This is a genomic window from Alicyclobacillus pomorum DSM 14955 (assembly GCF_000472905.1).
GTDB classification, from domain to species: Bacteria; Bacillota; Bacilli; order Alicyclobacillales; family Alicyclobacillaceae; genus Alicyclobacillus_A; species Alicyclobacillus_A pomorum.
Map to the genome: position 1 here is coordinate 1 of NZ_AXAR01000021.1, position 17,876 is coordinate 17,876.

General features: G+C 55.3%; 21 protein-coding genes, 1 rRNA gene and 1 riboswitch. Of the genes, 20 read left to right on the forward strand and 2 right to left on the reverse strand.

Annotated features, from left to right (window positions below; genetic code table 11):
• The first annotated feature begins 1 nt into the window (after position 1).
• Both rrf and YWK_RS0115895 read left to right on the forward strand, forming a co-directional pair.
• Positions 2–118 (forward strand): 5S ribosomal RNA (rrf, locus tag YWK_RS0115890).
• Positions 119–374: 256 nt separating this feature from the next.
• Positions 375–1,313 (forward strand): RluA family pseudouridine synthase, encoded by a 939-nt coding sequence (locus YWK_RS0115895; protein WP_026965578.1) that lies wholly within the window; start codon positions 375–377, stop codon positions 1,311–1,313.
• A 17-nt stretch (positions 1,314–1,330) separates the two neighbouring features.
• Here the strand turns inward: YWK_RS0115895 and YWK_RS0115900 are convergent, their stop codons facing one another.
• Positions 1,331–1,729: an acyl-CoA thioesterase gene (locus YWK_RS0115900; protein WP_026965579.1), complete on the reverse strand. Its 399-nt coding sequence runs from the start codon at positions 1,727–1,729 to the stop codon at positions 1,331–1,333.
• Between the two features lie 341 nt (positions 1,730–2,070).
• On the opposite strand from YWK_RS0115900, the gene YWK_RS21965 reads away from it, so the two are divergent.
• The 15 genes from YWK_RS21965 to YWK_RS0115975 all read left to right on the forward strand — a co-directional run bounded on the left by YWK_RS21965 (position 2,071) and on the right by YWK_RS0115975 (position 13,270).
• Entirely contained in the window at positions 2,071–2,274 is a 204-nt protein-coding gene (locus YWK_RS21965) for a hypothetical protein (RefSeq protein ID WP_156909181.1), read from the forward strand.
• Between the two features lie 205 nt (positions 2,275–2,479).
• Positions 2,480–3,487, forward strand: a complete 1,008-nt coding sequence (locus tag YWK_RS20325) for a M23 family metallopeptidase (RefSeq protein ID WP_245578643.1) — start codon at positions 2,480–2,482, stop codon at positions 3,485–3,487.
• A 259-nt stretch (positions 3,488–3,746) separates the two neighbouring features.
• Positions 3,747–4,232, forward strand: coding sequence for an acyl-CoA thioesterase (locus tag YWK_RS0115915; RefSeq protein ID WP_026965580.1), 486 nt, complete (start codon positions 3,747–3,749; stop codon positions 4,230–4,232).
• Complete coding sequence (locus YWK_RS0115920) at positions 4,229–5,239, forward strand: asparaginase (protein WP_026965581.1); 1,011 nt, start codon at positions 4,229–4,231, stop codon at positions 5,237–5,239. Before YWK_RS0115915 ends, YWK_RS0115920 begins: the two co-directional genes overlap by 4 nt.
• Positions 5,240–5,453: 214 nt before the next feature.
• The gene (locus YWK_RS20330; protein ID WP_211231419.1) at positions 5,454–6,680 is read left to right on the forward strand and encodes an O-antigen ligase family protein; all 1,227 of its coding nucleotides are present in this window, start codon (positions 5,454–5,456) and stop codon (positions 6,678–6,680) included.
• Complete coding sequence (locus YWK_RS0115930) at positions 6,677–8,317, forward strand: hypothetical protein (protein WP_026965582.1); 1,641 nt, start codon at positions 6,677–6,679, stop codon at positions 8,315–8,317. The genes YWK_RS20330 and YWK_RS0115930 overlap by 4 nt, the downstream gene beginning before the upstream one ends.
• Entirely contained in the window at positions 8,310–9,074 is a 765-nt protein-coding gene (locus YWK_RS0115935; protein WP_026965583.1) for a hypothetical protein, read from the forward strand. The genes YWK_RS0115930 and YWK_RS0115935 overlap by 8 nt, the downstream gene beginning before the upstream one ends.
• A gap of 48 nt (positions 9,075–9,122) precedes the next feature.
• Positions 9,123–9,247, forward strand: a riboswitch (cyclic di-AMP (ydaO/yuaA leader).
• Positions 9,248–9,335: 88 nt separating this feature from the next.
• A complete protein-coding gene (locus YWK_RS21970; RefSeq protein ID WP_156909182.1) occupies positions 9,336–9,485 on the forward strand; it encodes a hypothetical protein in 150 nt (49 codons plus the stop codon).
• A 168-nt stretch (positions 9,486–9,653) separates the two neighbouring features.
• Complete coding sequence (gene rplS / locus YWK_RS0115945) at positions 9,654–9,995, forward strand: 50S ribosomal protein L19 (protein WP_026965585.1); 342 nt, start codon at positions 9,654–9,656, stop codon at positions 9,993–9,995.
• A 105-nt stretch (positions 9,996–10,100) separates the two neighbouring features.
• Positions 10,101–11,012, forward strand: coding sequence for a ribosome biogenesis GTPase YlqF (ylqF, locus tag YWK_RS0115950; RefSeq protein WP_026965586.1), 912 nt, complete (start codon positions 10,101–10,103; stop codon positions 11,010–11,012).
• 75 nt (positions 11,013–11,087) lie between these two features.
• The gene (locus YWK_RS20335; protein ID WP_245578644.1) at positions 11,088–11,768 is read left to right on the forward strand and encodes a ribonuclease HII; all 681 of its coding nucleotides are present in this window, start codon (positions 11,088–11,090) and stop codon (positions 11,766–11,768) included.
• Positions 11,768–12,025: a hypothetical protein gene (locus YWK_RS0115960; protein WP_026965587.1), complete on the forward strand. Its 258-nt coding sequence runs from the start codon at positions 11,768–11,770 to the stop codon at positions 12,023–12,025. Before YWK_RS20335 ends, YWK_RS0115960 begins: the two co-directional genes overlap by 1 nt.
• 315 nt (positions 12,026–12,340) lie before the next feature.
• Positions 12,341–12,652: a hypothetical protein gene (locus YWK_RS21975; protein ID WP_156909183.1), complete on the forward strand. Its 312-nt coding sequence runs from the start codon at positions 12,341–12,343 to the stop codon at positions 12,650–12,652.
• Positions 12,649–12,900 carry an EscU/YscU/HrcU family type III secretion system export apparatus switch protein gene (locus YWK_RS0115970; RefSeq protein WP_245578645.1) on the forward strand — a complete coding sequence of 84 codons (252 nt, stop codon included), beginning with the start codon at positions 12,649–12,651 and terminating at the stop codon, positions 12,898–12,900. The genes YWK_RS21975 and YWK_RS0115970 overlap by 4 nt, the downstream gene beginning before the upstream one ends.
• A complete protein-coding gene (locus YWK_RS0115975; RefSeq protein ID WP_026965590.1) occupies positions 12,878–13,270 on the forward strand; it encodes a YraN family protein in 393 nt (130 codons plus the stop codon). The genes YWK_RS0115970 and YWK_RS0115975 overlap by 23 nt, the downstream gene beginning before the upstream one ends.
• 16 nt (positions 13,271–13,286) lie before the next feature.
• Here the strand turns inward: YWK_RS0115975 and YWK_RS0115980 are convergent, their stop codons facing one another.
• A complete protein-coding gene (locus tag YWK_RS0115980) occupies positions 13,287–14,789 on the reverse strand; it encodes a YifB family Mg chelatase-like AAA ATPase (RefSeq protein ID WP_084453789.1) in 1,503 nt (500 codons plus the stop codon).
• A 156-nt stretch (positions 14,790–14,945) separates the two neighbouring features.
• Between YWK_RS0115980 and YWK_RS0115985 the strand changes: the two genes are divergently transcribed.
• From YWK_RS0115985 to sucD, 3 genes are all read left to right on the forward strand, one after another.
• Positions 14,946–15,326 carry a hypothetical protein gene (locus tag YWK_RS0115985; RefSeq protein ID WP_026965592.1) on the forward strand — a complete coding sequence of 127 codons (381 nt, stop codon included), beginning with the start codon at positions 14,946–14,948 and terminating at the stop codon, positions 15,324–15,326.
• A gap of 209 nt (positions 15,327–15,535) precedes the next feature.
• Entirely contained in the window at positions 15,536–16,690 is a 1,155-nt protein-coding gene (gene sucC, locus YWK_RS0115990; protein WP_026965593.1) for an ADP-forming succinate--CoA ligase subunit beta, read from the forward strand.
• A 15-nt stretch (positions 16,691–16,705) separates the two neighbouring features.
• The gene (gene sucD / locus YWK_RS0115995; RefSeq protein ID WP_026965594.1) at positions 16,706–17,608 is read left to right on the forward strand and encodes a succinate--CoA ligase subunit alpha; all 903 of its coding nucleotides are present in this window, start codon (positions 16,706–16,708) and stop codon (positions 17,606–17,608) included.
• Positions 17,609–17,876: the final 268 nt, after the last annotated feature.

Sequence of the window (17,876 nt, forward strand, 5' to 3'; positions counted from 1 at the left end):
GTCTGGTGGCAATGGCGGAGGGGAAACACGCGTACCCATCCCGAACACGACCGTTAAGACCTCCAGCGCCGATGATACTTGGGGCGGGAGCCCCTGGGAAAGTAGGACGCCGCCAGGCAAGAGAGCAGAAGAGCTCAGTGCTACATGCACTGGGCTCTTTTGTGTAACGGGGCGTTAGCACCTATCTTGGGGTTGTGAAGTCTAGCGCGCAGGAACGAGGGCAGATTACTGGTGTTCCTCCTTTCGTTTTTGGCAACCGTGTGCTACTGTGTCTGTGCGTAATACTACGTCGCAAATGTGCTAACCAAGATGGAAATACGTTCTGAATCAAGCTGCTACAGTTTCAGGAATGGCTAGTGCAGGAGGAACATGTCGTGCTGGAGTTTTCGATAGGACCTGCGGAGGCAGGCAAAAAAGTTCAACGTTTCGTTCGCCAGTTGCTGCCGGGTGTACCGTTGTCTGGGATCCACAAAATGATTCGCACCGGCCGCGTAAAACGGAACGGCAAGCGGGCGAAAGCAGAGGAAATCCTTGCGATGGGCGACGTGGTCCGCCTGTATATGGCGGAATCTGACTTCGCCCAAGTCAGCAAGGCACCAAAAAAGTTTCACGGCGTGTCCCGTGACATCGATGTGATATATGAAGATGAACGCATGTTGATTGTGAACAAGCCACTTGGGTTGCTCACGCACGGCGCCCACGGTGAACACAAAGATACGCTTGCGAATCGCGTGTTGGCGTACTTGTACGACAAAGATGCGTTACACAGCCGCGTGTTCACGCCAGCGCCTGTCAACCGGTTGGATAGAAACACGAGTGGGCTTGTGGTGTTTGGCAAGACGCACGAGGCGACGCGTGAACTCGCAGAGCAACTGAAAGACCACAGAATACGCAAGTGGTACGTGGCCGTGGTGAAGGGTACGGTGCCCGAGCGAGGTCGCATTGACGCCAGTCTGGCGCGCGACACAGGCAACAACCGCACGTTCGTAGCTGAAGACGGAAAGCCAGCGGTGACACTGTATGAGCGAAAGGCATGTGCACGCAACACGAGCGTGGTCAAAGTGGAACTGGTTAGCGGTCGGACGCATCAGATCCGTGCGCATTTTGCACACATCGGGCATCCACTTTGGAATGATGTGAAGTACGGCGGCGGCGCACGCAGCGGCGAACACCACCAATGGCTGCATGCCGCGTGGCTGGCGTTCCCAGACGAAACGGTGTTCCACGCGCCACTGCCGCCGCAATTCGTAAAGACGCTAAAACAGCTTGGGTACAGCGCCGAAGATATTGAGAACATTGACCACTTCAAATGACGCACACGCTGGCATGGCTATGGTTGGAAGACCTTCGCCCGAATTTCGTCGGGGACGCGCACCTTCTGGTGCGTGTCCGGATTCACCGTCACGACCACAAATTCGGCGTCGAGCACCAGTTCGTCCCGCTGGTTGTAGATGAACTGCTGCATCCGAAAACTCGTGTTTCCGACTTCCTTCAGGCGCGTCTGAATGCGCAGGCGGTCGTTTTGCACTGATTCGCGCCGATAGTTGGCGCTGACATGGGCGACAACGGTCACAATGCCGAGGTTCTTCAGCGTCTCGTAATCCAGCCCGCATTGTTCGTACCAATCTTCGCGTCCCCACTCCAGGTACTCCAGGTATTTCGCGTTATTAACGTGCCCATTTACGTCAATTTCCGTGCTTCGAACGAGAATTTCAAGTTCGGTAACCAACCTTGTTTATCCCCTTCCTGCGCTGGTTTTTCCGGGCGCTCGCGCTCTGAATGCGCTTCATCTGATATGGTCCGTCTAATACGACCGGACCATCATTGTGTACATCTTTCCGGTCACAATTCCATTGTATCTGAATCTGTTGGACAACGAATCTCTTGGGTGACGCGGTTCATTCAATTTGCGTACACCATCGGATTGCCGAGCCAAATGTCCATAGAAGAACGAATTGTAAAGATTGTGTCTTTTGTTTGAATGAGACGGGCGAAAAGTACATAGCAGTAGGGTGAGGTGCTTGTGGCTCGGGTGAACACCCAAAACTGGCCGGGCGCTTCGGTGATGCGTTGCGGGCGAACATCTTCTGGACCTACTATTACTTAGCTGACGACGTTCGCGCCTATCAAGAAGGACCGTTTACCACCTATTCGGAGGCAAGGAGGGTAGCGACCGAAGTTGACCGGGATTTGTACCCAGTAGACCTTTGGATTGAGTGCGGATCGGCACCTGTTTGGCAGCAAAGCCGCGAGCGCTTTGCCCGCAACCACTGAGGAACCTAATACAGTACAGGAGGCAGGCCTTGGGCACTGCCTCTTTCTCCGTGTCGGTGAGGCCAACCTGTTGTGGAACACGGCATGTGGCGCAGTGCTTCGTGTTCGACATTCAGAGTGTGGCGTGCGCACCGAATAGGACGCACCGCTGAAGGACAGGGTAAACCATGATACTTCGTTGAAATCCGGTCCGAGGTGGATGCACGTGATAAAACGTCGCTGGAATGTTGCCCTGTTGATAGGGTCGCTGTTTTGCGGATTTGCTCTTTTGACGAGCAAACCGTCGGACGCGGCTGAAAAACAAACGGATCTGCGTCCGCTGTACGAAATGGCGGCGAACGAATATGACCTGCGGTGGACCCTCTTGGCAGCGATTGACCGTTACGCAGACTTGACCAAGTCTAAACAGGCGAAGTCGGAGCACCCACAATATGGGTTTGGCTTTGAAGACGCGGCTTGGGCAGGTCTCGACAACCCCAATCCCAAAGATACCAACCCGCGTACCATACAACTGTTCCATGGGCTGGGGATAGATGGCAATCACGATGGAATGGCGTTGCCGTGGGATCAACATGACCGGATACCGGTGCTCGCGCAGTGGCTGGACGAACTGTCGGGTGAGGAAGATGTGGAAACCGCTATCTGGGATCTGTTTCAAGACCCCGTGGCAATGGACAGGATATTTGCATTTCAAAAAATATTTGAGAAATATGGCTTGCATCCAAAAGGATATTGCTTTCCTGTTGCAAAGCGATACAACTACACCGTCAAGCACACCTTTGGCGCACGCCGCAGCTATGGAGGGCGCCGCATGCACGAGGGCGTCGATATTTTTGCTGCAAACGGGACACCTGTATTGGCCTGTGCGCACGGGTACGTGGAACTGATGGGGTGGAATCGGTTCGGTGGCTGGCGGCTTGGCATCCGTGATGTGAACAACGTGTATTACTACTACGGGCACCTTTCCAGTTTCGCGAAGCCACTTCACCAGGGAGACGTCGTGGAACCTGGTCAAGTCATCGGTTATGTTGGCAGCACGGGTTACGGTCCGCCGGGCACGAGCGGCAAATTCCCGCCACATCTGCACTTTGGGATGTACAAGGACACAGGTCGTCGCGAGTGGGCGTTCAGCCCGTCTCCAAAGTTAAATCATTGGCAACGATTACCGCAGCACATCAAAGTCCCACCCACGAGGTCGAAGGGGGACGACTGATTTTTGTAACAAGTGAAATCATCCGGTGAACGAGCGAGCGCGTTCACGGTCCTTCAGATCTTACCAGTACATGGCGTCCGTCCAATGTCTACACTCGTTTGCGTGAGTAGGGACAGAGAGGACATTTCCCTGTGAGGCATCGGAGAGTCATGTATGTTATCCTATCCCGTGTACATTGATGTATGCGAGACCATCCATCCGGCAACGCGTGTGCGCGTCAATCGATTGGGTGGTTTGGTGTGAAGGGAGTCACTGTGAGATGGAAGGTAAACCTGCGCGTTTGTCCCGTACCGTCATGACAGATTTGGTGCTGCCGCCAGATACCAATAATCACGGAACCGTGTTCGGCGGAAACGTCATGGCCTATATCGACAAAATCGCCAGCATCGCTTCCATGAGGCATGCGCGCAAACCTGTTGTGACCGCGTCCAGCGACAGCTTGGATTTTTTAAAACCCGTGAAAATTGGCGAAGCCATTCGCTTGGAGGCATTCGTGACCTGGACCCACAATACGTCCATGGAAGTGTACGTCAAAGTAGAGTCCGAAAACCTAATGACAGGTGAAGTGAATGTGACGGCGACGTCGTACCTGACCTTTGTCGCTTTAGGGTCCGACGGGAGGCCGACGCAGGTGCCACCGGTGATTCCGGAAACCGAGGAAGAAAAGTGGCATTATGAAACCGCGCCAGCACGTTATGAGATGCGCAAACAAAGAAAACTTGAACGAATGAAGGGATCACGATGAGCGATTTGCTGGTTGAAGTGCGCCGAGGTGGCATTGTCGAGAGTCGACATTTTGGGGATGTGGCGATTGTCGATGTGCACGGAAAGATTTTGTGGTACGTAGGAGATCCGTTCCGCGTTACGTTTGCGCGGTCATCCGCGAAACCATGGCAAGCGATACCGCTCGTCGAAAGCGGCGCTGCGGATGCCTTTCAGATGTCGGATGAAGAGATAGCACTTGCATGTGCGTCACACAGTGGGGAAGTGGCTCACGTCGAACGGGTACTGGCGTTTTTGGGCCGGATTGGTTTGTCTCCGGACAAACTTCAGTGTGGTGCCCACGCACCGTACAGTGCAGCTGCGCATGAGGAACTTCTGCGCAGTGGGCAGTCCCCCACACCAGTGCACAATAACTGTTCCGGAAAGCACGCGGCAATGTTGGCCATGGCCAAGCATATGGACGCCGATTTGGACGACTATCTGAACCCGTCGCACCCAGTGCAACAACTGATTTTGCAGGCTGTGAGCGACATGTGCGAAGTGGCCGCGGAAGACATTGTCATCGGCATTGATGGCTGCGGCGTTCCCGTCTTCGGCCTGCCCGTGGCAAGAATGGCCCATGCGTTTGCGAAGTTGGCTGATCCTTCCCATTTGCCCGAGCCCAGGCAATCGGCGGTGCGGCGCATTGCCCGCGCCATGATGTCGCATCCGCGCTTGGTTGCTGGCACTGACCGGTTTTGCACATCGCTGATGGAGGCCGGAAACGGTGCTGTCGTTGGCAAGGTCGGCGCGGAGGGAATATACTGCGCGGGTATTCCCGGCACCGGCATCGGACTTGCAGTAAAAGTGGACGATGGCAACGCGCGGGCCGCGTATCCCACCGTGGTGGAAGCCATGCGTCAGGCGCAGTTGGTAAGTCCGGAAGTCCTCGAGCGTCTAGCTTCCTTTCATAAACCCAGCTTGACGAACCATAAAGGGACCGTCGTTGGTGAAATTGTCCCGGTCTTCAGCCTTAAAAAAGCGCTCTAACGATGTTGTGGAAAGTACGGCAGGCACGCGATTCAGTGTGCCTGCCGTCTTGTTTCCTAGGTTTGCAGTAGCGTCTAACATCTCTGTGGTATAATGTGTGGCAGTTTTGGGACTGGAGTGAAGCTACTTGGACGGACAGACAATGACAGTCGTTGAAACAAACACAAGCGTAGGCCCAATTGGTCTACAGAATTCAAGGCTGGCTCGCTGGAGTATGTACGCAATCGTGGCGTTTCCGCTGGTGGACTTCGCATTGCGCCACGCGCCGGGACCCCTGCATCTGCTTGGCGTGGTGTGGGACAAGGTTCTGTTGTTGGTGATGGTGATTCTCGCCTGCAGCCGATACATACGTGGATACAGACCGCAATGGTTCCAGTGGAATCGATTTGCTGGTTGGTTCATCCTCCTCGGGCTCGGTGTGACGTTTGCCGGGATGGCGAGCCTTGCCGTTTCCGTGGCAGGGTTCAAAATGGATGTCTATTACATGTTGTTTGCATTTCTCATTCCATTCCTCGTGGACCGCGAGGATGTACCGAAATTACTGCATGCCGGTGCCATGTTGGCCATTCTGATTTCCATTCACGGAATTTATCAGTACGTGACAAAAGCGCCTGTTCCACGCGGATGGACGGACGTGGGTGAAACCGTCCGATCCCGCGTGTACAGTGTTCTGCAGAGTCCGAACGAACTCGGTTCCTACATGGCGCTGATGACCCCCTTGCTGGCGGGGTTGGCGTTGTATGAAACGGACAAGTGGCGCAAGGTCATCTACGCCGTGGGGGTTCCTCTATGTGGTCTCACGATGTTGCTGACGTTCACTCGAGCATCTTGGATAGCGTTGGGAATCGCCGTGTTCATCATGGCTGTTCTCTTTGAAAGAAGACTGCTGATTGCGTTGGTGGTCTTTGTGGCGGTCCTCTACTTCCTGCCTCCGATTCATCACCGGATCAGTGACCTGCTGTCACCGGTGTACTGGTTGAAATCGTCGCAGAGCGGTCGCATTTTCCGGTGGATCACGGCGTTTGACAAGATGGGTAGCAATCCCCTGTTCGGCATCGGGACCGGACGGTTTGGTGGGGCCATTGCCTCTCAGTCGTACGGGGCCATTTACTCGGACAATTACTACGCGAAAATCTTAGCCGAGATGGGCTTGGTCGGATTGACGCTGTTTCTCACCATGCACCTGGCTCTGATTCGGGAGTTGTTCACGAAGGCCATTCGCGGCGCGTCCGGAAAGGTTCGCTATGTGTTCATCGGCGGAACCACTGGACTTATCGCGATGCTGATTCACAATTCCATGGAAAACGTGTTCGAGTTTGCCCCCAACGCCCTCGCGTACTTCACCTACGCGACGCTGTTGCTGATCTGGGGAGTTGGCAAGAAATCGGACAATGCGTCGGTGGATGCGGACGCCACCACGTATGACGGAGGTCAGGTATGACGAAGAAACAAATATGGACGTGGTTGCTCTTTCTCGTGTGGGCTGTGTTTGTGAATGCCTGCAACGTTTGGATCATCCGTCCTCTCGTGGCAGACTTTGCTCTACTTGGCGTAGTCGCTATTGTCGCGCTCGCCATATTGTGGATCATTTCCGTGCCAGCCAAGTATCGGCGCGTGTGGATAGGGTTTACCATATTCAGCCTACTAGTGGGCGACGGTCTCGGTGAAATTGCCACAAAACCATGGTTGCCCAAGGTCGCTTTGAGTCTCGTGACAATACTCGGGTTAACCATCATTGGTTGGGCGTTTACCCGCTTCAAGTATCGATACTTCTTGGGATCAGCGCTGGTTTTGCTGATCCTCAACTGGTTGCTTCCGCTCGATGAGTGGGCCTTCCTGACGCACTTTCAAGTCGCATACCGAGCGCGTCTGCCGATGCAGAATTCGGACCTGACGGCGTTGCCGCTGCAGGTTATTCACACTTCACACGGCACAGCCGTGGTGACACTCGAAAACATTCAGGAGACGGACAAGCAGATCCAGAATGACGCGCAAGCAGCGGGAGACACCCCAGATTCACTGGAGAATTTGTTGCGAAACGCGCAGCACCGATACGCGTTTGTAGAGCTTGTGCAGTCCGGCGGACATTTTCACTTGGACTCGTTGCCTACAGACTCGCTGTCGGCTGTGGATCCGATGGCGTTTACAGCTTCCTTCTTCCCGTTCATCCGCGGGTACTGGATGGTGGACAACGGACAAGTGGTCCAGTACATGGCGCCAGCGCAGTCGCCAACCGTTCTCGTGGATCTCGTCCACAATTCGGGGTACCTGCCATCGTTGCTGACCGCGGTTGGGGAGAGCACTGAACGGCAGGAAACACAGGATTGGCAGACGTTGTTGACTCAGTTGAAAGTGCCGGCTTCGAATGATGCGTTGCACATTGAACAGGGCAAGCTGAAGGGGATGTACGATGGGCAACCGGTGTCCATCCCTGTACACGCGTATTCTGTCATTGCGACCGGGTCATTTACTGCGCCGGGTGCGCACGAGGTCTTGCTGCAGGGTGTCAACGATTTGGAAGTGGTGTCTTTGGACACCCGCCGGGTCGTCACGGATTACCACGGAGATACGTTGCATCCACTTCCGAGTGACGTTGTGACGGGGCCCATCGACAATTCTGGGCGCGACGTCATCTTTGTGAACTCGTCTCCAGCCATCATTCTGCAGGCGGAAGCGTCAGGACAATGGCGCCAACTGTATCAGGCGACGAACGATTCGCTCCGTTTTGAGACCTCCGTGCGTTTCGCAGGAGACGCCGTGCCAGAAATCATTACGGACGATCCAAGCTACATCCGTAATTCTCCTGTCCGTTACTTGACTTCGTACACTTACCGCGACGGACAGCTGGTGCGCAACTGGAGGGTATTCCGAACCAACTTGGTGAACGTGAACGCGGTTCAATTTGCCCCGGGTGGGTCCCAGTACATCGTGGCGAGCAATTATGGGACTGGGGAATTGTTCGTGCTGAAGCGCCATCGTTGGCCGGTCGTTCCGGCAGCATCGGTTCTGCTCGGTATCACCATCATCGCGGGCTTGTGGCTTCGACTGAGAGCGGGAAGGAGGGCGCGACATGCGTAAGTACAGCATCGCAGCGGCGATATGGATTGCAGCTGCCGCGTTTGTCCTGCCGGGATGTTCTCCGGCGGTTCAACCGCAGACCAACCAACCCAGTGATGAGAAGGGAGTACCGGTACCCGCCAGCACGTGGGACACCATCCTAGCCAGCGCGCGCCTCGGATCGGCTGCCAAGACGTACATGGTGAAGACGACGGGTACGCTGATACAGGGGTCACTGCACAGCAGTTATTCCGTGTACGGCGGCGTCAACCCTCCGGATAGAGCGAACTTTGGGTTTGTCGAGGGCAACGACTACACGAAGTTTTACCAACAGGGAAAGGCTGCGTACTACTATGACAACGGACGTTGGAAACAAACCCAAGCGTTGTCCGACATCAATCCCTACGCCTCTTATGCAGCCATCATTGAGGCGGCCGCGAAACGCGGTGTCAAACTGGTGCAATTGAAACAGGAGTACGTGAACGACGAGTACTGCGACGTATACCGCGCGATACTTCCTGGCGACATCGCCAACGTGAAGCCGAACTGGATTCCCGACGCGATGGAAGGAACCACTGGAGACATCCAGTACACGTTTTACGTGGGGCAAACGGATCACTACTTGAGACAGGTGTCCACCGTGTCCGTTGGTGGACTGCCGCATGTCGGGTCCATGGAGGCGGATGTGGACACCGTCTTCTTTGACATGAATCAGCCCGTCGCAGAAGTCACCTTGCCCAAGGATTTGGTCCAGCAACTGGAGAACGCGGGCAATTAGTTCCGGCACCAATTGTCATTCACTGGTGTATGTAGTATATTAGAGTTACGTAAACTATCGCTGAGTTCCAATGGAAGCGGAGGACCCAATCTTTTGGGGTGAATCGCCGGTTGGCGTAGGGACCCTACTCCCGAACCCGTCAGCTAACTCCGTAAGCGTGTAGGAAAACCAGTGTTACAGTGTGATTGGCGTCTGTGTGTCGCACTGTACGACATCCAATTGGAACCCGCGATTGCACTTCGAATCGAGGGGGATGATGTCATGAAGAAACAGCCGGAACTACCAGATTTGGTACGCGACATGGAAATTGTACAGTCGTTGAATCGCACACTCACTTCTGTAACCAGGGATGCCGCGAATGGGCATGAATTGAAAGACGCGCCTGACGTGTCAGATGGATCAACCACTTAACCCCCGAATGGGGGTTTTGTTTTATATGCAGGTTGACTTGTACGGCGGCAAATGCGAGAAATCTGCATTGCGAGGCACGGAGGGTATGTGATACAATGACTCGGTGTGATTACGGTGGTCCTCTGCACGCAAGAAGGCATGAACACCTGTGGGAAGGAGGCCGTTTCAATGAATTTGCTTAGAGCAGTGACGGAGGAACAACTGCGCTCGGACATTCCTGAGTTCCGCCCTGGCGATACCGTTCGCGTGCACGTGAAGGTTCGCGAAGGTCAGCGTGAACGTATTCAGGTGTTCGAAGGCGTCGTCATCCGCCGTCGCGGAAGCGGCATCAGCGAAACGTACACCGTAAGAAAGATTTCTTACGGCGTCGGTGTTGAACGTACGTTCCCGGTGCATTCACCGAAGGTTGAAAAAATCGAAGTGATGCGTCGTGGTAAGGTGCGCCGCGCGAAGCTGTACTACCTGCGCGGATTGTCCGGCAAAGCAGCTCGGATCAAGGAAATTCGATAACAGCGCGAGCGGGAGACTCTCTGAGTCTCCCGCTGTTGTATAGAGTGTTCGTGTTTGGCGAAGCACTCGGACGATGAAGCGAAGTACTGTGAGGAGAGTCAATCGGTGCAACCTATACATTGGTTTCCCGGTCATATGGCGAAGGCGCGCCGTGAGATGACAGAAGCGTTAGGCCGGGTGGATGCCGTAGTGGAAGTATTGGATGCGCGCATCCCGAATGCCAGTTCTAACCCGATGTTGCGCGACATCATCCAAAAGAAGCCGAAGTTGGTCGTGTTGACTCGAGTGGACCTGGCGGATCCTGCGCAGACGTCGGCTTGGGAGACTCGATTTCGCGAAGAAGGACACGAAGTGGTGTTGGTCGACGCCCGCACCGGATCCGGCGTGCGCAACATTCTACCTGCACTGGACCGCGTCGCGGCAGAGAAGCGGGAAAAGGACCAGAAACGAGGCATTCGTCCACGGCCGTTGAAAGTCATGGTGGTCGGCATCCCGAACGTCGGCAAGTCGTCGCTCATCAATCGTCTCGCCGGTCGAGCGGCGACGAAGATTGGCGATAGGCCCGGCATCACCAAAATGCAACAGTGGATTCGCTTGGGTCAAGTAGAGTTGCTCGACACGCCAGGGGTACTGTGGCCGAAACTAGACAATCCCCACGTGGCTCACACTTTGGCCATTACTGGCGCCATCAAATCAGACATTCTGGACAAGGAGTCGTTGTTTGCGTACTTCAGCGTGTGGTGTTCGACGCATTATCCCACGCTGTTGCGTGACAGGTACGACGTACCGGTCTTGCCACCTACGCCGTGGTCTGATGTCGCCTCTGTCTGGGGAGAAGTTGAACCTCTCCTCGAGGCGATTGGAAAAAAGCGCGGTATGGTGCGCGGCGGCGGTATGGTCGACACGGAGCGGGCGGCCGAACTCGTTTTGCGGGAGCTGCAGACAGGGAAGCTTGGTCGCGTCACGCTGGAATGGCCAGAAGAAGAGCACCTTTTTGCATCTTCCGATGGTGATTGATGGCGTACCGGACGCTCTGGTCAAATTCGAGAATCCCCAGTAGACTGTGAGTAGCAGTAGACTGGGGGTTTTTCATTGTCCAGATACCATACGCAATCGGATTTGGCGCACGCATCGGAACGCGCGTTGGAGATGTTTGAGTTTGAGCGTTCTCTAGCGGGAACCACGTCAACATGGGCTGGTGTAGATGAAGCGGGCCGAGGGGCGTTAGCCGGTCCCGTTGTAGCTGCGGCAGTCATACTCGGCACAGATCCAGCATTGTTCGCCGAAGTGAATGATTCCAAAACGTTGACCCGCGTGAAGCGGGAGCGACTATATGACCACATTGTTCGCCACGCATTGGCGGTTGGCGTGGGGATGGCGTCTGTGGAAGAAATTGACCGATACAACATCCTTCATGCCTCGCGAATGGCGATGGCGCGCGCGCTGTCCGCGCTCGATACGGACGTAGCGCTTGCATTGGTGGACGGTACATACTCCCCGCTGTACGAGGGACCCGCCATTCCCAGCATTCCCGTGGTGGACGGGGATGCCAAGTGTCTCAGCATCGCAGCCGCGTCGATTGTCGCAAAGGTGCATCGAGACAGGCTTATGGCGGAACTCGGTGACATATATCCGCAGTACGGATTTGCGCAGAACGCGGGGTACGGAACGCCGGTTCACTTGAAGGCGTTGGATGAACACGGACCCACTGCGTGCCACCGTCGGTCATTCGCTCCGGTGCAGCGGTATCTACAAGCGAGGTTGGACATCTAATGGACAACTTCATCCACCGTGTTCAGACACCCAAAGTCCCGCAATACGTGGGGCGCACGACCTCCGTTTCGGACCTGGCCAAGGTCATCCGAGACGGAGAAAAGCCTCATTCGAATGTCTCGGAAGAAGTTCAGGCAAAGTCACCCGCTGGAACAGGTGTTGCCGTTGGCCATCCTGCAAAGTCCAAAATTGGTTCAGGCAGAGTGGGCGTGGCGACGGCTGCTGACCGAAGCGGATCAACAGGCAGCAGTGCATGATGGCAATTCTCCCAACGCTTCGAGCGCCGAAAACGTATTGTTACCCCGCGCGATTCGGGTGCTCTGGGACGCGATGAGTCAGGTTGCGGAACGCACCGCACAGTCGATACGGTGCGCATTCCGGGTTCTTTGCTGCACGATGCGCCGGTGCAGGCCACCTCATCGGATGGAGGGACGCTCCTGTCGTTTCATGCCTTAAAACGCGAGCATGTCGAAAAGATCGGATCAGATCCCGTTCGGTCCATGGTGTTGGAATATAGATGGGCTAACGTCACCCGCACGTCAGATGCTCCTCTGTGCGGAAGCGGACTGTGGGTGCCAGCGCCATTGCCACCTGGCCAGGGGAGCACTGCAGGTGTTCGCTGGGAGGCGGAACGTTACACCAGGCCAGGGAAGCAGGGACAGTCGGTGCACCGTTTGCGACTGGTGGTTCCTTATGACGGACAGCCTGTTGCCGTTCAATTTGTCTGCGCATACCCGTCGGTGAGTGTGCACGTCAGTACAGATGACGAAGCGTTGCAGCAGCGCCTCCGGGAGAGTTCATCGCGGGTCGCGGAGGCGCTGTCGACCCTTGGTTGGCGCCTGGATCAATGGTCCGTCGGCGCCTGGGAAGGAGAGTCGTCGTGAAGGCGAAGAAAGCGGTCGCGCTGCGTTATGAACAACACAGAGACATGGCCCCGCGCGTGGTGGCAAAGGGCGCGGGAGAAGTGGCTGAGGCCATTTTGCGCATCGCCAGGCAGTCGCAAGTGTCCGTGCGTGAAGACGTGGGACTGGTTGACGCCTTGATGAACCTGGAACTGCAGTCTGTCATCCCAGAGGAACTGTATGCGGTGGTGGCTGAGGTGTTGGCCGTTGTCTACCAGGGGCGGCGGTAGTCGCGCAGCGCTTGGAAAATTAGGTGAAACGTTTGCCTGTCAGTACCTGCAACGCTCCCTGGGGTGGTCTATCTACGCGACGAACTGGCGTTGCAAGTCGGGTGAACTAGATATTGTGGCGGTCGATGGGGACTGGTTGGTTGTGGTTGAAGTCAAGACGCGGTCCAACCAAGCGTACGGCACACCTCTGGAGGCGGTCCATCTGCAGAAAGTTCGCCGCTTGCGGCGCACAGTGGCTGAATTTTTGTCAGGTGCTGCACCGGCCTTGCGCAGAGCATTGGATGTGCGGTTTGACGTGATTGGCCTATACGTGCGCAAGGGCACGGTGACGCATGTCGAGCATATCCGCCATGCAGTGGAAGCTGTGTAAGCAGTTGTGCCATCATCTACACCAAAGACTTCGGCCGATGCGCCCACGCCTCGTAGACGTGTTCTGCATCCACGCTCGTTTGCCTGTCCACGACGCTGATGCTTCGCGCGAGTTTTACCAGTGCAAGTGAGCCTCTCTTTGAAAGGTCGCAGTTGTCGGAAATTTTCCGCCACGTGTCTAAAGCCTTTGCTGTAAAGTCTGATGTAAAAGACTTCCTCTTGTGTAGCGATTTCATCCGCGCATCGAGTTCCTGTCGGCCAGTTGCGACAATGTGTCTCATGGTATGCGAAGGCGTCGTTGCTCTTGGATTTTCTTCTCCTGCTCGGCGCTCCACGTGCAAGAACAGTTCCATCCTATCTAACAAGGCACCCGACAAACGCGACCAGTATTTTTGTACGGAGGTTGGTGTACAGCGACACTCACCGAATCCATAGTTTCCGCACGGGCAAGGATTTAACGTCCCAATCAATTGAAAGGCGGCAGGGAGCACGAGGGATTGTCCCACACGCGTCAGTCGCACGGCCTGGTACACAAGAGGTTCTCGGAGCGTGTCCAATGTGGTGCGCTGGAATTCGAGAAGTTCGTCGAGCACCAATATGCCGCGGTGCGCCAGTGTGACTTCGCCAGGGGCCAGTATCGCCCCGCCACCAATCATGCCTGCGGGGGTGAGGCTGTGGTGTGGCATACGGACAGGAGGTCTCAGCGTCGGGGAGTCCGCGAGCCCGGTCATTTGATGGATGGCAAATACCTCAAGCGCTGCCTCTTGGGATAAATCCGGAAGAATCGTGTGCAAGCGCTCTGCCAGCATGGTCTTACCGCATCCCGGTGGCCCAACGAGCAGGGTGTGATGGTCTCCCACTGCAGCCACAAGTAGCATGCGCTTTGCAGTATCCATCCCCCACACATCGGAAAAATCTACGTCGACACCCGCCTTCGTTGGTTGGTGAAAGGAGGAACCGACGAAGCGTTCTGGGGCGTCCGCTGTGGAGAGGACGCGCACGACGTCGGACAGGGAACGAACCGGGAGCCACGAGAAATCGGGAATTTGAACACATTGGTGGCGCTGTTGGTCGGAGACGACAGCGGATGTGACTCGTTGTGCTCGAAGTGCCAAAGCGAGGCTGACAAGGCCGGGGACGGGTGCAACGCCGNCAGACAGACTTAATTCGCCACAGAGAGCCAGCGGTGGGTCTCGGTCAGGAGGAATACACCCTTCGGCGCGCAATATCGCCACTGCAATCGCCAAATCCAGGCCGGCGCCGCGTTTGCGCATGCTCGCCGGAGACAAATTCACGGTGATCCGTTGGTTGGGGAACGGTAGTCCACTATTGCAAATGGCGGATCGGATTCGGAGTTTGGATTCGTTGACGGCGGAGTCTGGGAGTCCCACAATGTGAAATTGCGGCAAACCCTTCGCGACGTCTGCCTCGACGGCTACGACAATGCCGGCCAGGCCATCCATTACCGCTCCCACGCTGGTGCCAATCATGCGCCTCCTCCTCTTCAAACATGTGTACATTGCTCGTGCCAAATTTTGCGAGGACACGAATACGATATATATAGCAGGAACTATTTCTTTTAGCCAGAATCTTCAGTATAAGCGGTCACCTTATTGCACAACGACGTATGACACGTTACGATGAAAACTGAGCCAATGTGATGGGGGCGAGCGCCGGTGCAAAGTCAAAACGGAAAGTTGCGAAGTGACAAACGAGACAGTCACACAAAGGGCAAAGGGCGCGTGGTCAGCATGCGTGCCTGGCGAACGAAGAAGCGTTTACAAAGTTTCCGCGGGTCGCGTTCTTGGGCCGGGTATGTGTTGGCTCTGTTGAATGGCGCTTTCCTGGTGGCGGCGCTGGTCTCTGCCTTGCTCAGTTGCATTCCGTTCGCATGGCAGGCGCAGAGCATCATATTTACCTCGTTTTTCGCCACAGTGGGCAGTGCGTTGGCGCTTGTGCTCCACGTCATGCGGGACAGATTTGCTCTTCGCGCGCTCTCGGTGTACGCGCTCTGTATGGCACTGTCGTTTGTCGTGGCACTTGTGAAACTGGCCTAATCGACATGTAAACGATTCCCTACAATTCAAGCGGCTGGGTCCAACCCAGCCGCTTTTTCGCATGGAAAGTTGTAAATGCCACGCCTGTCATTTATCCTATAACAGGACTCTTAGAAAGGGGATTGAAGGAATCCCCACGACGTCTTCCACTGAAGGCGTTCCGTCGCATGACCAAAGATGTAGATCATGGTGTGGGAGGAATCGGCTGCATGAACATTCACGAGTATCAAGCGAAGTCGGTACTCGCCAAGTACGGCGTCGCGGTGCCGGCCGGGAAAGTGGCGTTCACCGTCGAAGAAGCCATTGAGGCCGCAAAGGAACTTGGTGGAAAAGGGGTCGTGAAGGCTCAGATCCACGCTGGTGGCCGCGGCAAGGCTGGTGGCGTCAAGTTGGCCAAGTCGCTCGACGAAGTGGAACAGTATGCAAAAGAATTGCTCGGTAAAACGCTGGTCACGCATCAGACAGGCCCTCAGGGCAAAGTTGTGAAACGTCTGCTGATTGAACAACTAACAAATATTGAAAAAGAGTACTACATCGGTGTGGTCGTGGATCGTGCAAGTGGACGGGTCGTCATGATGGCCTCTGAAGAGGGCGGTATGGAAATCGAGGAAGTGGCGGCAAAGACGCCGGAGAAGATCTTCCGCGAAACGATTGATCCTGCTGTTGGACTGCTTCCGTTCCAAGCGCGTAAGCTTGCTTACTCCATCCATATTCCAAAGGCGCTCGTCAACAAAGCAGTCGCATTTATGACGGCTCTGTACAACTGCTTTGTGGACAAGGACTGCTCCGTTGCAGAAATCAATCCGTTGGTCGTCACCAAAGAAGGCGACGTGATGGCCCTCGACGCGAAACTGAACTTCGACGACAACGCGCTCTACCGTCACCCTGACATTCAGGAATTGCGCGACTTTGACGAAGAAGATCCCAAGGAAGTTGAAGCGTCCAAGTTCGGCTTGAACTACATTGCGCTGGACGGCAACATTGGCTGCATGGTCAACGGAGCGGGTCTCGCGATGGCGACTATGGACACCATCAAGTACTACGGCGGATCCCCTGCAAACTTCTTGGACGTTGGCGGCGGGGCCAATCAGGACCAAATCCGTGAGGCCTTCAAAATCATTCTGTCGGATGAGAACGTCAAAGGGATTTTGGTCAATATCTTTGGCGGCATCATGAAGTGCGATGTCATTGCGAACGGCGTCGTTGCGGCGGCCAAGGAAATCGAGCTCGACAAACCGCTTGTCGTCCGTCTGGAAGGCACGAACGTAGAACTCGGCAAGAAGATTTTGAACGAGTCGGGATTGAACATCGTAGCAGCAGACTCACTCGCCGATGCGGCGCAACGCATTGTGGCGCTGGTTTGAGGAGGGACCATAGCGATGAGTATTCTGGTTAACAAAGATACACGTGTCATCACACAAAACATTACTGGGAAAACAGGGTCGTTTCACCTGAAGCAATGCTTGGAATACGGTACGAAGATGGTGGGGGGTACGGCGCCCGGAAAAGGCGGTACCACCATTGAGGGTCTGCCGGTCTTTGACACGGTCGCAGAAGCGGTTCGTGAGACCGGAGCCAATGCGTCCGTGATTTACGTTCCACCTGCAGGGGCTGCGGACGCGATTATGGAAGCGGTCGACGCGGAATTGGATCTTGTCATCTGTATCACCGAAGGGATTCCAGTGCTTGACATGATTAAGGTCAAGCGGTACATGGAAGGCCGTCACACGCGCTTGATTGGCCCCAACTGCCCGGGTGTCATCACCCCAGGAGAATGCAAAATCGGGATTATGCCGGGATATATTTTCACGCCAGGTAAAGTCGGCGTCGTGTCTCGCAGTGGTACCTTGACGTATGAAGCGGCTTATCAGTTGAGTGTTCGCAACATTGGTCAATCGACGGCTGTCGGCATTGGCGGCGACCCTGTGAAAGGCACAGAGTTTATTGAGGTTCTGGAAATGTTCAACGAAGACCCGGATACGGAAGCTATCGTCATGATTGGCGAAATCGGCGGCACCGCTGAAGAGGAAGCAGCGCAGTGGATTCGCGACAACATGAAGAAGCCGGTTGTCGGGTTTATCGCGGGTGCCACCGCGCCTCCGGGACGTCGCATGGGGCACGCTGGTGCGATTGTCTCCGGCGGCAGTGGCACGGCAGAATCGAAAATCAAGACAATGGAAGCGTGCGGCATTCGCGTGGCTCCGACACCGTCTGAAATTGGTGCAACGTTGGCACAAGTGCTCGAAGAGCGCGGCCTGTTGGAACGCTGCCTCATAAAATAAGCGGTTTGGCTGCGCATCTTGGCCAAACGTGCCATGAGATGAATAAACGGTGACAATGGACTTCCCATATCACGCGCAGCGTGGTATGGGAAGTTTTTACATTAGAGCGATTTGGAAATTCCTCTAGCGTGAGGCGCCAGGGGCCGACTCAGGGAGGACGAAAGCGTCTATGGGATTTCAACTTCTTCTCCGCGTCATGGAACCCACTGACCTCCGGAAGCTATGATTCGTGTGGAACGATAAGCAAAGATCAAACCGGATTGGTTTT

Coding starts and splice junctions, on each gene's coding strand:
- YWK_RS0115915 (WP_026965580.1), top strand. CDS start 3,747: ATGGAAGGTAAACCTGCGCGTTTGTCCCGTACCGTCATGACAGATTTG.
- YWK_RS0115920 (WP_026965581.1), top strand. CDS start 4,229: ATGAGCGATTTGCTGGTTGAAGTGCGCCGAGGTGGCATTGTCGAGAGT.
- YWK_RS20330 (WP_211231419.1), top strand. CDS start 5,454: ATGTACGCAATCGTGGCGTTTCCGCTGGTGGACTTCGCATTGCGCCAC.
- YWK_RS0115930 (WP_026965582.1), top strand. CDS start 6,677: ATGACGAAGAAACAAATATGGACGTGGTTGCTCTTTCTCGTGTGGGCT.
- YWK_RS0115935 (WP_026965583.1), top strand. CDS start 8,310: ATGCGTAAGTACAGCATCGCAGCGGCGATATGGATTGCAGCTGCCGCG.
- YWK_RS21970 (WP_156909182.1), top strand. CDS start 9,336: ATGAAGAAACAGCCGGAACTACCAGATTTGGTACGCGACATGGAAATT.
- rplS (WP_026965585.1), top strand. CDS start 9,654: ATGAATTTGCTTAGAGCAGTGACGGAGGAACAACTGCGCTCGGACATT.
- YWK_RS0115960 (WP_026965587.1), top strand. CDS start 11,768: ATGGACAACTTCATCCACCGTGTTCAGACACCCAAAGTCCCGCAATAC.
- sucC (WP_026965593.1), top strand. CDS start 15,536: ATGAACATTCACGAGTATCAAGCGAAGTCGGTACTCGCCAAGTACGGC.
- sucD (WP_026965594.1), top strand. CDS start 16,706: ATGAGTATTCTGGTTAACAAAGATACACGTGTCATCACACAAAACATT.